This is a genomic window from Butyrivibrio sp. AE2032 (assembly GCF_000702965.1).
This window is the reverse complement of record NZ_JNLF01000005.1, coordinates 1,310,189-1,324,795: the sequence shown is the minus strand read 5'-3', so window position 1 is coordinate 1,324,795 and position 14,607 is coordinate 1,310,189. Positions and strand designations below refer to the sequence as shown.

General features: G+C 51.1%; 13 protein-coding genes. 6 read left to right on the top strand and 7 right to left on the bottom strand.

All coding sequences use genetic code 11. From position 1 onward, the window contains the following. Positions 1–2 precede the first annotated feature (2 nt). A complete protein-coding gene (locus tag BO18_RS23515) occupies positions 3–1,667 on the top strand; it encodes a hypothetical protein (protein WP_034450058.1) in 1,665 nt (554 codons plus the stop codon). A 98-nt stretch (positions 1,668–1,765) separates the two neighbouring features. Here BO18_RS23515 and BO18_RS23510 read toward each other — a convergent pair whose 3' ends face one another. Further along, a complete protein-coding gene (locus BO18_RS23510) occupies positions 1,766–2,911 on the bottom strand; it encodes a GGDEF domain-containing protein (RefSeq protein WP_034450057.1) in 1,146 nt (381 codons plus the stop codon). A 597-nt stretch (positions 2,912–3,508) separates the two neighbouring features. On the opposite strand from BO18_RS23510, the gene BO18_RS35050 reads away from it, so the two are divergent. Next, positions 3,509–3,688, top strand: a complete 180-nt coding sequence (locus BO18_RS35050) for a hypothetical protein (protein WP_185752560.1) — start codon at positions 3,509–3,511, stop codon at positions 3,686–3,688. A 266-nt stretch (positions 3,689–3,954) separates the two neighbouring features. Here the strand turns inward: BO18_RS35050 and BO18_RS23505 are convergent, their stop codons facing one another. Further along, positions 3,955–4,293 carry a hypothetical protein gene (locus BO18_RS23505; RefSeq protein WP_034450056.1) on the bottom strand — a complete coding sequence of 113 codons (339 nt, stop codon included), beginning with the start codon at positions 4,291–4,293 and terminating at the stop codon, positions 3,955–3,957. Between the two features lie 166 nt (positions 4,294–4,459). Here BO18_RS23505 and BO18_RS23500 point away from each other — a divergent pair, with 166 nt between their 5' ends. After that, complete coding sequence (locus BO18_RS23500; RefSeq protein WP_034450055.1) at positions 4,460–5,458, top strand: DUF4003 family protein; 999 nt, start codon at positions 4,460–4,462, stop codon at positions 5,456–5,458. Between the two features lie 66 nt (positions 5,459–5,524). Here BO18_RS23500 and BO18_RS23495 read toward each other — a convergent pair whose 3' ends face one another. Both BO18_RS23495 and BO18_RS23490 read right to left on the bottom strand, forming a co-directional pair. Beyond that, entirely contained in the window at positions 5,525–7,915 is a 2,391-nt protein-coding gene (locus BO18_RS23495; RefSeq protein ID WP_051689100.1) for an HD-GYP domain-containing protein, read from the bottom strand. Positions 7,916–8,260: 345 nt separating this feature from the next. Continuing rightward, complete coding sequence (locus BO18_RS23490) at positions 8,261–9,652, bottom strand: family 16 glycosylhydrolase (RefSeq protein WP_034450054.1); 1,392 nt, start codon at positions 9,650–9,652, stop codon at positions 8,261–8,263. Between the two features lie 197 nt (positions 9,653–9,849). Between BO18_RS23490 and BO18_RS23485 the strand changes: the two genes are divergently transcribed. Next, entirely contained in the window at positions 9,850–10,605 is a 756-nt protein-coding gene (locus BO18_RS23485) for an AraC family transcriptional regulator (protein ID WP_034450053.1), read from the top strand. A 53-nt stretch (positions 10,606–10,658) separates the two neighbouring features. On the opposite strand, the gene BO18_RS23480 is transcribed toward BO18_RS23485, so the two are convergent. The 3 genes from BO18_RS23480 to BO18_RS23470 all read right to left on the bottom strand — a co-directional run bounded on the left by BO18_RS23480 (position 10,659) and on the right by BO18_RS23470 (position 12,493). Then, entirely contained in the window at positions 10,659–11,156 is a 498-nt protein-coding gene (locus tag BO18_RS23480) for a GNAT family N-acetyltransferase (protein ID WP_034450052.1), read from the bottom strand. Positions 11,157–11,362: 206 nt separating this feature from the next. Then, complete coding sequence (locus BO18_RS23475) at positions 11,363–12,019, bottom strand: CatA-like O-acetyltransferase, family 3 (RefSeq protein ID WP_034450051.1); 657 nt, start codon at positions 12,017–12,019, stop codon at positions 11,363–11,365. Positions 12,020–12,025: 6 nt separating this feature from the next. Further along, a complete protein-coding gene (locus BO18_RS23470; RefSeq protein WP_034450050.1) occupies positions 12,026–12,493 on the bottom strand; it encodes a GNAT family N-acetyltransferase in 468 nt (155 codons plus the stop codon). Between the two features lie 95 nt (positions 12,494–12,588). On the opposite strand from BO18_RS23470, the gene BO18_RS23465 reads away from it, so the two are divergent. Both BO18_RS23465 and BO18_RS23460 read left to right on the top strand, forming a co-directional pair. Continuing rightward, entirely contained in the window at positions 12,589–13,551 is a 963-nt protein-coding gene (locus BO18_RS23465) for a DUF308 domain-containing protein (RefSeq protein WP_034450049.1), read from the top strand. 56 nt (positions 13,552–13,607) lie between these two features. Further along, positions 13,608–14,603, top strand: coding sequence for a hypothetical protein (locus BO18_RS23460; RefSeq protein ID WP_034450048.1), 996 nt, complete (start codon positions 13,608–13,610; stop codon positions 14,601–14,603). The last annotated feature ends 4 nt before the right edge of the window (positions 14,604–14,607 follow it).

The window sequence follows — 14,607 nt, the reverse complement described above, 5'->3', positions numbered from 1 at the left end:
ATATGGTAATCAGAAAATTTCTTGCGGCTGCCCTGACGGCGGGCATGATGTTGTCTTTCGTGCCTTCGTCGGCCATGGCGGATTCCACAGGCTGGCGTGAAGACGACGGATACTGGATGTACTACACATCAGAGAGCGAATACTGCGTCAACACCTGGAAGGAGATAGGCGGCTACTGGTACTATTTCCGCGATAACGGCCATGCTCTTATGGACACCTGGGTATGGATCGACGGTGACATGTATCATTTCGATACCAAAGGCCACATGGAAAAGAACAAGTGGATACCGTGCGGTTATTTCATTACCGGTTATAAATATGAAGACGGACATCCTGTCTACGACAAGAGCCGCACGCAGTGGCGCTATGTAGGTTCCAACGGCAAAGCGTATTCCGGCTGGAAGAAGATAAACGGCAGCTGGTATTTTTTCGGCGATGACAAGTCGGGTCCTTTCTCCGATGATTACGGGATCATGGCTGTAAGGCAGAACTATTTTGTCGAAACCGGTGCGGACTATTATCTTCAGTACTGGTTCGATGACAACGGCAAGATGGTAACAAACAGCTGGCGTCAGGATATAAACGGATTCTGGTTTTATTTCGGTGCCGACGGCCGCGCGTATGAAGGATGGCACAAGATCAACAATAAATGGTATTACTTCGAATACGATTACAAAATGGTCACCGGCGTCTGCGTTGATTACGACGGGGAGGTTCATATTACCGATAACAGCGGTGCCATGATAACAAAGGCCGGCTGGCACTGGGACAGCAAAACGAATGCCTGGTACTATATCAAAGCCGGCGGACAGTGCTGTCAGGCAGAGTGGCTCAGCCTCGGCGGAAAATGGTACTTTTTCGATGTTAACGGGAAAATGATCAGCAACAGGAAAGACGTGATAGTCAATGAAAGACTTTACGACTTTAATTCCAGTGGTGTCTGCACAAATCCCGATTCAGGCAGAAAGATCAGCAAGTGGAAGAAAGTATACAATCCCTATTATTACGGTGATGAAGAGTACGATTGGTGGGTATATGCCGATGCGAACGGAAAACTGTACCGTGAAAGGTGGCTCGAATCCGGAAAAGACAAGTATTATTTCAACGACCTCGGATTCATGATCGACGGCTGGGAGCATTTCAGATCGCCTGACGGAAAACTCGTTTCATTCGAGCCGGGCACCGGCAAGGCAACAGACCTGATCGGCGGCAGGACAGGATGGATAAAGATCAACGATTATAGGTGGACTTATGCCGGTCCGAACGGGGAATACTATTCTGACGAATGGAAAAAGATCGGCGGCGAATGGTACTATTTCGACTATGACGGAGTAGCTCTTTCAAACTGCTTTTTTTCACATAATGATAAATTGTATTTCTTAGATGAAAACGGCAGGATGGTTACCGGCTGGTTCTGGGTTGAAGATGGTTGGGATGACTGCTGGCATTACGCTTACTCCAACGGCGAAGTGATCAGGAACGGATGGCTGTATTACAGGGGCGCCTGGTATTATTTGCGTCAAGAGGGAAGCGCGGGTGCAATGATCACTGACAGAAGCGATGTTCTCATCGACGGCCGCAGCTATGACTTTGGCCCGGACGGAAAGTGCCTGAATCCTGATGATCCGCACATTTATATCGTATATGATTATGTGATCGAAGGATAATGCGTTAAGTTAATTCTTACAATAAAAAGATCCCTGTACTTTTGAGGTATGGGGATCTTTTGGTTCTGCTGATATTCTGCCGTCTGCTGCTAAATGAGTTATCTTTTGTGCCCGCCTTCGCCGTAGAAGGCATCCTTGTCCTTGTACATGAGCGCGTCGATCTGTGCTACGAGGTGGTCGACGTCGGCGCCCGTGGGATCGAAGATCTTGCCGCCTATCGCTGTCGAGAGCTTGTAGGGCTTGCCGGAATTCGCGTTGTATTCGTCGACCTTTTCGGTGATGCGCTTCTTGAAGTCACTCAGGTCGCCGCCCTTGAACTTCGGCATAATGATGATGAACTCGTCGCCCGCGAACCTTACTACAACGCCTTCCGAGCCGACGACTTCAACGAGGATGTTCGCGAAAGCGATAAGCGCGTTGTCGCCCTCTTCGTGGGAATAGTTGTCGTTGATGGATTTGAAGTCGTTGAGGTCGAGCATCAGAGCTGCGATGTTGCCCTTGCGGCGGATGCGGCGCTCGCGGATGATCTTGTCGAGCTCATAGCGGTTGTAAACGCCCGTCAGCTTGTCGACGTAGATACACTCGTTCTGCAGCGAAATCGCGATGGCGGAGAAAGCGACCGCGAAGCTGACAGGAAGGAGCGAGATGCCGTAGAACTTCATCTGCACCAGGTTTCCGATGAGGATCGGCAAAAGGAACTGGATGACAGGGAAATTGCGGAGCGAGGGGTTGCGTAATTTCGAGATGAGATAGTAAGCGTAACCGTAAAGGATCAGCACGAAGCCGATGATGACGAATGCCAGATAAAGCGGTCCTCTGTGATATGTGTTGCGGTCGTCGATCTCGAAAACGATAGGCTGGAAGAAATTTACGATCAGGAGGCCTGCCTCGATGATGCTCAGCATCCAGAAGAAGAACATGTGAAGTCCCGTCGTCTTGTGGTCGATGTGCTTGATGATCATGTAGATGATGCCGACGCCGATGATCATGTTGTAGAAGTACAGATACGTGTTGCCGGACATCAGGATGAAGTAATACTCGGCACCCTGTTTGCCGTCGCATGTGAACACGAAAAGATCGACGATGCAGTTCAGCACCGATGCGCCGATCAGCGCCATCATGATGGTACTCTCGTCCTTACGCGTCGGCAGCTTCCAGCCCTTCGTGAGATAGATGATCACGAGTATCGCAACTCCGACTAAATCGGTGACGTATACAGACTGTAGGTTTATCGCAGATTCCATGTTAAGCCGTTCCAGAATTATTATCCCGCTTGTTACTTAACCTGATTATAGACTCAAGATTATTTTAATAATTATGTTTGGTGTAAACAATTAGAAAACGATGGATAAATGCGGCTCTTCACGATTTTTGCGGGATAGTCCGATCGTAACCTGCCATGTTTATTATGCAGATCAGCCTTAAGCCATCAATCTTAAGTCATCAATGGTACCTTCAGGTAAGACTTGCTGTCCGTTTACGGCGAAGACCGCAGTAGAAGCATGCGACCTGTAAGACTTGCTGTCCGTTTACGGCGAAGACCGCAGGTGCTGTAAGACTTTTTCGACTTATCCTTTGTTAATGAGGATTTAGTCGAAGATAGTTGCGTTCTCGAAACCTGTTTTTTGTGTTTTTTTCGACTGAAGTGAAAAAATGATTAATCAGGTCGAAGAAATCAGGGCAAATCGCTTTGAATCTGAGTGTTAACCAAGTGATCCTAGCTTCTGAACAGGCTTTAAACCCTCTTTTTTTCGACTTGTCTTTTTGAATTTGCACTTTAGTCGAAGATTTCCGTTTTTAATGGCCCGTTTTTCTCTTTGACTTTCGACCTGATTGTCAAAATGGCTGCTGAAGTCGAAAATCCGGGAAAAACCGATATTCTGAAACATCCTTATAGGGCATTTATCGCTTGTTCATCCATGCACGTTATCTCAAAAACCGCCAATATGATCGTTTTGAATAAAATGGCGGTAGTCCTTCAAGATGCTTATCATCCGGCAACCGCCATTTTGCCGGATTAATATGAATTGGCGGTATCTTTAACAAGTGCATGCCCTCATATAACCGCCATTTTGTTTCATTCGCGGTAAGTGACGGTTTGAAACGGGAAGATTTGAATGAGATCTGACCGCCAAAGTCATCAAAAAGAATGAATTGGCGGTATTCAATTGAATTCAGAAAAAATGCCGCACCGCCAAAATGCAAAAATGAAACAGTTTGGCGGCAGATCAGTGAAGACAGAAATGTCCGCTACCGCCAATACTCCTCATTTCAGTATATCTGGCGGTTATCTGTTGTAGTGCTGCATGAGTGCGACGACACCCCATGTGAGAAGGCTGTCTGCGATCGTTGTCAGCGTAATCATGACGATGTTTATGATGGGCCACTTGCTCTTTTTGTTGATGATCTTCGCAACGATGGAGGGTGCAATGCCGCCGAACCCCAGGACGCCGCAGATGATCAGCACGAAGGTCGCGTGCGCGATTTCACGTGAGGAATGCTGGAGCTTCGCGATCAGGTAGAGCCAGTTGCCTAACGGCGCAAGCCCCAAAAACAGCAGCGATATGCCAAGTCCGACACCGCATAAGATCGTGGATATATCCGTTTTCTCGAAATGCATCTTCATATTTATTTCTATCTCCTAATCCGATGTATATTGTATCAGGGTTTGGGGAGATTGAAATATCTGATTGTATTCTGAAGGTTTCCCGAAATAGTGCTAAAATGAACATACAGAGTCCTGATGGAGCACGCAAATGCATGATCACGGCACCCGCAAAGGAGAGAACACTATGAACCCTGAACTGACACGCAAACTTGAACTTTTGGCTTCAAACAAGATCGCAATCGACAAGGCATTTTTCCTTGAGATGGGGATCAGCCAGGTGATCGGCGGACTGCTTTTCGCAAGTGCGGGAAAAGAGGTCGACATCGAGAGACTCAAGGAGTCAAAGAAGATCTTAAGCAAGCGCAAGGGAATCTTCTCTGCATTCAGGGATGTCGCAGAACTTGTCATAACATCCAGGATGACGCTCGAAGCCGATCCGGAACAATATCTCTCCGATCTCGAGGCGGTTTTCGACGTGCTGATGAAGGGCAAGGTCATGGAGGATTCATATATGGTCATTACCGCCATGATAATCGTCGACCGCGGACGCAAGGCTGATGCTGAGGAGATCCGTGACAAGACCAACGAGATCATGCGCAGGATGAGCAAGGAACATCCTCTCCTGACATCGTCGGAGGACCTGGCACTCGCGTCGCTCCTTGCCATGAGCGAACGCGATATTGACACCATCATCGAAGAGATGGAGGAGTGCTACAAATACATCAAGAAGGAGCTCAAGATCAAGGCTGATTCGAATTCAGTTCAGGCTCTGAGCGAGATATTGGCGCTTACGGGCGGCAGCATGAAGGCCAAGTGCGACAAGGTTGCGGAGCTCTTCAACGCATTCAAGGAGCAGGGCTCCAAGTTCGGAACATATCTCGAATTCCCGGCGCTCGGCACACTCATCAACATCGATGTGCCTGCTGAAGACCTCGCGGGAGAGATCATAGAGGCGGCTGATTTCCTCAAGAAGAACAAGGGCTTCGGAGGCCTTTCGATGGACAAGAAGACGCGTCTGATGTTCGCAGCTCTTCTCGTGGGCGAAGTCTATACCGAAGAAAATACTGACGAAAACGTTGTCAACAAGGCTGTGATCACCAATAGCGCGCTGGCCATTGCAATCGCTGAGGAAGTAGCGATCATGGTGGTAATGATGTGCGTCATGACGTCGAACAATAACTGACGGGAGATTTGACAGGGCAGCAGATAAGCAGTGAAGCAGCGCAGCAGATAAGCGCGTGCCTGCGGCTTAGCCCTTTTTGATCCTGATATTCGTAACTGCGCACTGGTCGCCCGAAATGGCCGCGTAGATCTTCTCGACGTCGATGTCGAGGATCGTCGTGTTCTTTATTGAGATGCCGCCGTTTGATGTGGTTACCGTGATGCGGTTGCCGTCCCTTACGACATCGATGCTGCAGTCGTAGCCCTCTTTATTGAACTGTTTCCAGGTCTCCCAGTCCTTGAAGCCGGATGACTTGTCGACAGAAAGTTCGATGGAACTGTCGGGGTCGCCTTCCCAGCATTCGCCGTCCATTCTCATGAGCGAGAATTCCCTGTAGCTTGCGTCGTCGACATTGCCGCTGTCCGAACTGTAGATGCATATGAAAGGGCAATGCCAGACGAGCCTTGCGGTAGGGAGGCTCATCGTGTGGAACGAGATGTTCAGCTTGTCGTCTATGAGAATGCCGTCTGTCGATGCGGTCCTGTAACCGTCGATCTGGATGTTCGGCACGTCGCCTGCGGGAACGTCGATGAAGGTTATCTCTTTCGCGATCCTGGGAATGTAGTCTCCGGGCAGCGTATCGGGAGACTTACTGATGTCGATGTCCGTCATGAGGCAGTGCTCGCCGGTAAGTCCGAGATATACGAATCTCGAGCAGTCGGGGAGGGCGATGACCGTCTCGGCGCACTTGCCGTTGCCTGAGATCCTGACGAGCGCGTGGTCCTTTATCCTGCACGCTTCTATCGTGTACATGCCGTTTTTGCCGGGCTCAGCGTCGGTGATCTTCGTTTCCATCTTGCGCGTGCCGGATACATTATGCTTGCCCGAGAACCATATCTCGCCGTACTCGAAATCCAGCATCGCCTTTTTGTCTTTTTCAATGATGTGGATGTGTCCGTCCAGTGAGTCGAAAAGAAGGGCGGCCGGCTTGGGCGCGGTAGCCGTAATCGCATTGTCGGAGGAGACGCGGACCTTCAGCGTCGTCATGTTGGCATCGAGCAGGATGCCCGGTGACACCATGCTCCTGTGATAGCTTATCGCTATCTGCTTCATGTCGCGGAGCTCCCTGTTTTCGACGCGGTCCTTCATGGCGTACTCGGTATCAAGGTCGATGAGGTGGAGCATGTTCCTGGCAAACTCCGGATCGAACTGGGTGCCGATGCCCTTTACGAATTCCTCTCTTACGATGTGCTGCGGGATGGGATCACGGTAGCTTCTCTGCGAAGTCATGGCGTCGTAGGCGTCCGCACATGCGATGATCCTCGCGATCTCAGGGATCTCCTCACCCTTGAGACCGTTGGGATAGCCCTTGCCGTCGTAGCGCTCGTGGTGGTAATGCGCGCCGACGCTGAGGAATGAGAACTCGTCGATCTGCGACAGGATGAGGTTACCCTTCTCGGGATGCTGCTTGATGACGTCGTATTCTTCGGGCGTGAGCTTGCCGGGTTTGCTGATGATGGAGTCGGGGATGCCGACCTTGCCTACGTCGTGGAGGAGCGCGGTGTAGTAGATCTGCTGGCATTCCTCCTCGCTCTTGCCGGACAGCTCAGCGATCTTGACTGCGTATTCGGCGACGCGCGAAGAGTGGCCGTTCGTGTAAGGATCCTTGGCGTCGACCACCTGTGCATAGGATTCGATGACTTCCTGGAGTATCTTCTGGTCGCGGTCCTTTTGCTCGGTCGCGATAACGTATTCGTAAGCCCGGCGCGCATAGGACGAAACGAGCACGCCGATCAGTGCCACGCCGCCCAGGAAGATGATCGAGATCGCGATGACCCACAATGTGAAGGCGTTCGTGTATTCCTCAATGCCCTGCATCGAGATGTCAGCGCCGACATAGCCTTTGCATTCGCCCAAGTGATCGTAGATCGGTTCGTATTTGGTAAGGAGCCACCCGTAGGTGTCATCGGTCTCTATGACGCGGACCTTCTCACCCGCAAGGAGTGCCGGAACGTAGTATTCCAGGCCCTTCTCGAAAGGGAAGACCGTACCGATCGCCAGTTCGCGCGGCTCCGTTTCCATGTACTTTTCCAGTTCCGCATCGCTCGTCGTCAGGTCGTACACGATGTGGAAACCGTCAGGCTCCACTTTGACCACATACAGGTACTGAAGGAAAGGGGTGTTGTCGAGGATGATCTGGAGATCTTCCTTAGTCGAAAAATATTCCTCATCCGCACCGTTCTCGAGCCATTCGTCGATCTTGTTGAAATCTATCTCCGAGCTTGCGAGCCTAACTACCTTGGTAAGCGTTTCTTCCCTGTAGGTTCTTGCGTATTTCTTGAACATAGTGATGCTCGCAACGATGCCCGCGCCCACCGCGATGACGGCGAGTAGCACGAACAGCATCATGACGCGTTCGTAAGTCTTACCGCGGATGTACTTGTGTGTTGCAGGTTTTTCTGTCTTCTTATCAGCCAATTTCCGTCACCCTTGTCCTTGTGCCGATACGCATCCTTCACCATTATGAATTTATTATATCCGCACCGTTTTTTGAATGGGATAACGGCTCTGTAAACATTTCGAAAACTAAGGCATATCGGTGGGTTTTATGTCGGAAATCCGATTTGAACTTTGAGCGGTTTTTGGCGAGGTGACTATGCGGGAAAACAGTAGCGGTACGTGCGGAATGAACCGTATAAAAATACCGGCCTGACTGCTGCTGCAGATCAAGCCGGTATTTGTGAGAGCTAACCTTGCACGTCACTCTCTATAGGTCACCCGGGGGTCAAGTTCAAAGTAACCTTAGGTGTGTTCTTGTGTGTATCAGACTTCTTCGACTCTGACGTTCGTGATGTGGATCGTGGCGGTGTCGCCGTGCTTGCCCATGTTGAACTCGAGACGTCCGTTGTTGTCATCCTTTTCGGTCATGTCGAAATTGAATTCGAATGTCTGCCACTCGGTCGTGAGGTCGATCGAAGTGTCGGGGAAGTAGCGGATCCAGCCCGCATTCGGAGCGGATACGCAGACGATGCACTTACGGGGTTCGTCTGCCCTGATGTCGAAGGTGATCTTGTAGGAATGGCCCTTGCGCATCGGGAGATCGGGGTGTACGAGCTGGACGGAATACTCTTCCGTACCATACTTCTCGGTCGTGATGATCATCTCGCCGTCCTTGATCTCGGCTGAACCTACGCCCTCGTTGAAGAGGAGGAACTTCCAGTCGACGTCATCGGTCAGGTCTTCCTGCTCGGTGAAGTTTCCGTTGCGGATGAAGTTACCGTCGGGGAGAGCTTCACGGAAAGGCTTTTCGGGCTTTGTGACGTTGGTGTCGTAAGCGTCCTTCTGGTAAACGCGTACGTAGTCGATCTCGAATTCAGCCTTGTCGAAGTCGGTGGTGTCATCAGGATTTCCGGGCCAGTTGCCGCCTACTGCGAGGTTCATCTGAACGAAGAAAGGCTGGTCGAAAGGTGCCGGATAAGGCTTGTCGTCTTCGCCCTGAACTGCGGTGAACCAGTCGTTGCATGTGAGAACGAGCTCGCCGTCAGTATAGAAGCGCATCTCGCCGGGTTCCCACTCAACGGAATATTCGTGGAACTTCGCGGAGAAGCTGTCAGCGCCTTCCTTAGTGATGGTGCCCTGCTGCTCGCCGTGAGGTTCGCCGTAATGGATGGTCGAATAGGAAATTGTTGTGTCATTGCCCAATGACTCCATGATGTCGATCTCGCCGCACTTCGGCCACTGGCCGTAGTATGACTCATCCTTGGGCATCATCCAGATTGCGGGCCAGAGACCCTGTCCTTCGGGCACCTTGGCGGAAACGACGACCTTGCCGTACTGGAAGTCTGTCTTGTTCTGGCCGGTGACCTTGCCGGATGTGTAGTGAACGTTGCCGTCCTTTTCTGTCTTGATGGCCTTCAGTACGAGTTTTCCGTCGCGCACGAAAACATTGTCCGTGGACGTCGTGTACTCCTGAAGCTCGTTGTTCGTCCAGCCCGGTTCATGGGGCTCGTAGTTCCACTTTGTCAGATCCATCTCGCCGCTGCCGTCGAACTCGTCGCTCCAAAGGAGATTGTAGCCTTCGAGCTGCGGTGTCTCCGTTTTCGCTTCCGCGGTCGTTGCAGCCGTCGTAGGCTCCGCCTGGGCGCCTGAGCAGGATGCGAGAGGGAGAAGCATGGAAACAGCCAGGATCGAACTGATTATGGTCTTGCTCTTCATAAAAGCCTCCTCGAAAAAATTTTCTTTGCAATAACCTGATTGCCCTCAAAATAACAATTATCTTGGCGGCATTATTGCCTTTTCATATCTTATTTTTGCGTTTTCATGCTATAATGCCCTCGTAAGCCCTTGTTTCTCACGCATATTTGACACTTCCCGCACTTTACCGGCGGAAGCCGTTTTCAAGGAGGCCCGAAATGCCCGCTCCGCGCAAAAAGATTTCCTACCAGGAGTTCCTTCACAGGGAATATGAGTTTTTCAGAGCGCCCTTAGCGCCCGAAATGGATTTCTACGAGACGATCCGCTCGGGCAATCTCCGCAAGGTCAAGGGCCTTCTTTCCGAGCCGTTCCACGAGAAAAAGGGCCTCGGCATCCTGTCCGACAACCCTCTCCAGAATCTCAAATACCACCTGACCATCACGGTTGCCCTGGTCGCGCGTTTCTGCATCTCGGGCGGCCTGTCGCAGTCGGAGGCGTACAACCTGAGCGACTACTACATCCGCCAGGCCGACGAGGCGCGCACGCCGCAGGAGATCTCAGACATCCACAACGAGATGTGCCTTCACTACACCAGGCAGATGCAGACGCTGCAAAAGAGCGCCATCACGTCGAAGGCCGTGAACACCTGCATCAACTACATTTACGAGAACCTGCACACGCGCATCACGCTCGCGACCCTGGCGTCGGTGACCAACCTCTCGGCGCCTTATCTGTCGCGCCTGTTCAAGAAGGAGACCGGCTATTCGATCAGCGAATACATCCAGACCAAAAAGCTCGAGACGGCCAAGTCCATGCTCGCCTCGTCCGACTATTCGATCGCCGAGATATCGGCCTCTCTGGCGTTTCCGAGCCAGAGCTATTTCACGAACGTGCTGAAGAAGGACTGCGGCATGACGCCAAAGGAATACCGCGCGTCGAATTCAGGGCAGATACTGAGGCGCGCGAAAGGGTAGATTAAGGGACTGTTCCGGGAACTCCCGGATGATCAATGTACCAGTGGTTGCCCTTACAGATACAGCTCCATGTCCGTGCAATCCCACTGGCCGAAAGGCGTGTCGACCGTGTGCGAGCCGTATTCTTTGAAGCCGGCGGATACGTAGCACTTTTTCGCTTTCGGATTGTTCTCGAAAACGCCGAGACTGATCCTCGTTGCCGACAGGTTGTTCCTTACATAATCAATGGCGAGGCGGATGAGCTCGCGGCCGTAACCCTTGCCGCGCATGTCGGGATCGACCACGACAAAGCCGAACCTTACCAAAGAGTCGTCGTTCTCATTCGGATATTTTATGAAGAGGTGCGCGACGGGTTTGCCGCCGTCATCGACGCCTGTGAGCGGGATGAAGCGCCCTGTCTTCAAAGAGGGTGCGTAATGCTCGTCGATGCTGCAGGGGAGGAGCGGGAAGAAACCGAAGTGGCTGGCGGACCACTGGTAGAGCTCGGTCTCGCTGCGTATCCATTTCGCGATGACGGGCGAATCTTCTTTAGTATATGCGCGTAAGATCATGTGACACCTCGTATAAATGCTTTTCTTGGATTTTAACACAGGGCGCGATCATAGGATTTATCCGGCAGAAATGCGGCTATGCCTTAATTTTGCAAGATTTTTCCAAGTTAATGCTCGAAAAATACGGCAAAATATTCGGCACTGCCGCATAGTTGCCGATTTTTTTGAAGTGGTGACTGGCAAATGCGAGTCGATTCAAGTGAATATCAGCACTTACCCTTACTGAACTCCCCAATCTCTTTTTCCAGCAGTCTGTACACGTTGGCGACGAGGAATCCGTCGGCGACCGCGTGATTCAAGCGCACCGTGAGGGGCATCATGAAGCGGCCGTTCTCTTCTCTGTACTTGCCCCAGTTGACGATGGGGAGGAAGTAGAGGTAGCCGTCGGGAAGCTCGATGTCCAGAGAATCGTAGGACAGCCACGAGATGTAGGATGCGTCGAACCAGTTCGGGTGGTTCTGTGCGTCGAGCATGTATTCGCGTGTGTTTTTCGCGCGCTCGACGTCTTCCAACGCATGTTTATAGAATTCGGAATAATCCTCGTAATAGGTCGTGTAGACGGGCGTGCAGGTCTCCGTGTCATCGTGGAAGACGTACTGGATCGGGTTGATAACGTCGTAGCAGACTAGCTCGTCCGACTGCCAGAGATACTGCATCCTGTAGTCGTCGCGCGAATTCAGGACCTTGCTCAGGAGGTACAGGAAGTTGATGTAGAACTTCGTGTCCGTTTCCTTCGAAAACGCGACAAGTGAGGTCACGTCGATGCGCGCGGTCATGGAGACCGAGCACTTGCAGTCTTCGGTGAAATGGCGGTAGACGCCCTTGCGGTAATATGTTTCCCTGTCTATGATCTTGTAGTTCATTTTTATTTATCCCTTCTCGTAAAAGACGATGTCCATCCTGTCGTTGATCTTCTCGGTCTTGCCGGTCCGGTGGTAGCCCATCTTCTCGTAGAGATGGCAGTTGCCCTTTTCCTGCAGGATGGTGTCGAGCGACCAGTTATCGGGTCCGTAGATTTCTTCAACGGCGAGGATCGCCTGCTGTGCATATCCTTTGCCGCGGTATTCCTCCATTATCCAGAGCGGCGAAATGCGTTTCCTCGAGCCGTCCTTCCTGTCGACCACGCGGATGACGCCGACGTTGACGTCCTCAGCGACGATGAAATAGTATACGGTCCACGGCTGTTCGAATCTTGCCAGAACCTTCTCGAAAGGCTCCGCGCCGGGGCTCATGTCGTAATCCTGATATGTCTCAAGAAGCCCCCTGAATGCCTCGATCTGCATCTCCCAGACGGTCTTCATGTCTTCTCTTTTTGCCTGCACAAGTCTGATACTCATATGCCACCTCGCTTCCTCCCATTATATCGCTGTGACGGCGTATGTAGTAAAATCAGCCTTATAAAGCGTCAGCGCGCGAAAAAGAGGTCATCCGGATGCAGAACGATCAGTATGGACAGAATAACCAGTACGGGCAGAACGCTCCTTATCCGCAGGTTCAGTACGGTCCCGCTGTGCAGCCCGCTCCGTATCAGCAAAACGCGCTATATCCGCAGACCGCTCCGTATCAGCAGGTACCTTCTGCCGTCAATTCCGGGAAGTCCAAAAAGACCGCTATGATCTTCTGCATCATATCGAACGTGCTGATGGTTCTTGGCGTACTTGCCATTCCGTTTCTCTTTGTCATGATCCTTGCGATGGGTTTCGGTGCTGTCGGGGATGCGTTTTACACGGCATTTCTCATTGCGGCTGCATGCGCTTTAGGGCCGATCGCGAGCCTTGCTTTCGCGATCGCGGCGAAAGTAAAGAACCGTAAGAGCATCTGGGCAGTGGTGAACATGGTGATCTCAACCATACTGATACTGACTCCTGTCGCACTCGGAATAATCTATGTGAATGACAGGAAAAACAATCCGAAAACACCTGCCGTGAGTTCCTCTTACTATGCATATGAGAACCCGTACTATGAGGAGATGAACGCCTGCCTTGAAGAACATGACTTTGACGTTGTCATGAAGAACGACACGGGCCGAAAGCAGGCGGGCGATTTTCACTTGTACAGTTATACCCTCAGGATATATGTTTCTTCTGAGGCTTCGGAGGAGAAGCGCAGTGAAGTTACCGAGTATCTGAGGCAGATGCGCGACATATGTATCAAGACGGATGAGACGGGTAAATATCCCGGCGGTATGAGGGTGATCCTCGAGTTCTATTATTTCGATCCTGATAATGAGGAGGAATTATATCATCCTTATATAAATCTGTATATTCTTGCGGATACTCCGGATGACGAGATAGATGTCGAAAACTATATCGACATGGCACTCTCGATCGCACCTTCCCGTGGCAGTGTCAGGGATAAACCGGTCCATGAAGACGTGCTTATCGTAGTAAACTGATTCTATTGACGAGAGCAGCATCCGCCGGATATGTTTTCCGGCAAAAGGAGAAAAATATGGGTAGAAAGATAATAACAACAGTAATGAGCATGGTGCTCGTGATGTCCATGTGCATCGCGTTTGCGGGGTGCGGGTCGAAGGCGAAGACCGGGATAATTTCTCTTGACTTCCTGGCTGCGACGGGAAACGCCGATAATCCGAACACGTTCTTTACCTACAACAGCTGGGGCAAATACGAATTCAACAAAGAAAAGGATGAAATGCTGAGAAGCGACAAGGCGATGGAACTCATCGACGTGATAGCCGCGCTTCCCAATGTGCTGGGCAGTGAGGAAGAGCCCCTTGCATACGAAATATATCTCACATATTACGATTCCGAAGGTGTCGAGCGATATTTGAGAAAGAACGGTTACGGCGGGTTTCCCGACAACTGGAAAGAGATCGTAAAGCTCGTTAATGAAGTGACGCTGGACCACAAGAACGTTACGGACAGCACCGAGATCGTGACGATCGATGCCGATTTTTTAAGGCGGAATTTTGATGCCAGCGACAGCATGCTCCCGGAAGGAATGACACTCGAAGAGTACGTGAGCGACACGGGTCTTACTTACAAGGACGTATTCGGCAGTTACTACAATATCGAGATCAAACTCAACGATTATGTCTATGACCGTTTGGAGATCGCATCGCACAGGATATATGAGAACACTGAGGCCGTTCCTTCAGACTATGAGTCTCTCGAAGCATATGCGAAGGAAAACCTCGACAGCATTACGGAAAAAGGTGAAGTCAGCATCAGCGGAAAGTTCATGGACTGCTATTTTGACATCGTCAGGTTCGACTGCATCGACAGCTGGAAAAAAGAGAACGGCATCGACACCGGGATGATCGAACGAGACGGCACGTACGATCTCGGAATGATAAAGGATGCGGGCATGGAGGGCATGACATATACAGAACAGTATAATGTCTACACCGACCCTACAGGAAGATTCCTCATCATCACCAGGTGCGGTGATTACGAAGTGATCTATGCATTCTTTAACAGGTGACAGT

Coding starts and splice junctions, on each gene's coding strand:
- BO18_RS23480 (WP_034450052.1), bottom strand. CDS start 11,156: ATGATCTTACGCGCATATACTAAAGAAGATTCGCCCGTCATCGCGAAA.
- BO18_RS23490 (WP_034450054.1), bottom strand. CDS start 9,652: ATGAAGAGCAAGACCATAATCAGTTCGATCCTGGCTGTTTCCATGCTT.
- BO18_RS23485 (WP_034450053.1), top strand. CDS start 9,850: ATGCCCGCTCCGCGCAAAAAGATTTCCTACCAGGAGTTCCTTCACAGG.
- BO18_RS23465 (WP_034450049.1), top strand. CDS start 12,589: ATGCAGAACGATCAGTATGGACAGAATAACCAGTACGGGCAGAACGCT.
- BO18_RS23470 (WP_034450050.1), bottom strand. CDS start 12,493: ATGAGTATCAGACTTGTGCAGGCAAAAAGAGAAGACATGAAGACCGTC.
- BO18_RS23460 (WP_034450048.1), top strand. CDS start 13,608: ATGGGTAGAAAGATAATAACAACAGTAATGAGCATGGTGCTCGTGATG.
- BO18_RS23500 (WP_034450055.1), top strand. CDS start 4,460: ATGAACCCTGAACTGACACGCAAACTTGAACTTTTGGCTTCAAACAAG.
- BO18_RS23505 (WP_034450056.1), bottom strand. CDS start 4,293: ATGAAGATGCATTTCGAGAAAACGGATATATCCACGATCTTATGCGGT.
- BO18_RS23475 (WP_034450051.1), bottom strand. CDS start 12,019: ATGAACTACAAGATCATAGACAGGGAAACATATTACCGCAAGGGCGTC.
- BO18_RS23515 (WP_034450058.1), top strand. CDS start 3: ATGGTAATCAGAAAATTTCTTGCGGCTGCCCTGACGGCGGGCATGATG.
- BO18_RS35050 (WP_185752560.1), top strand. CDS start 3,509: ATGGCTGCTGAAGTCGAAAATCCGGGAAAAACCGATATTCTGAAACAT.
- BO18_RS23510 (WP_034450057.1), bottom strand. CDS start 2,911: ATGGAATCTGCGATAAACCTACAGTCTGTATACGTCACCGATTTAGTC.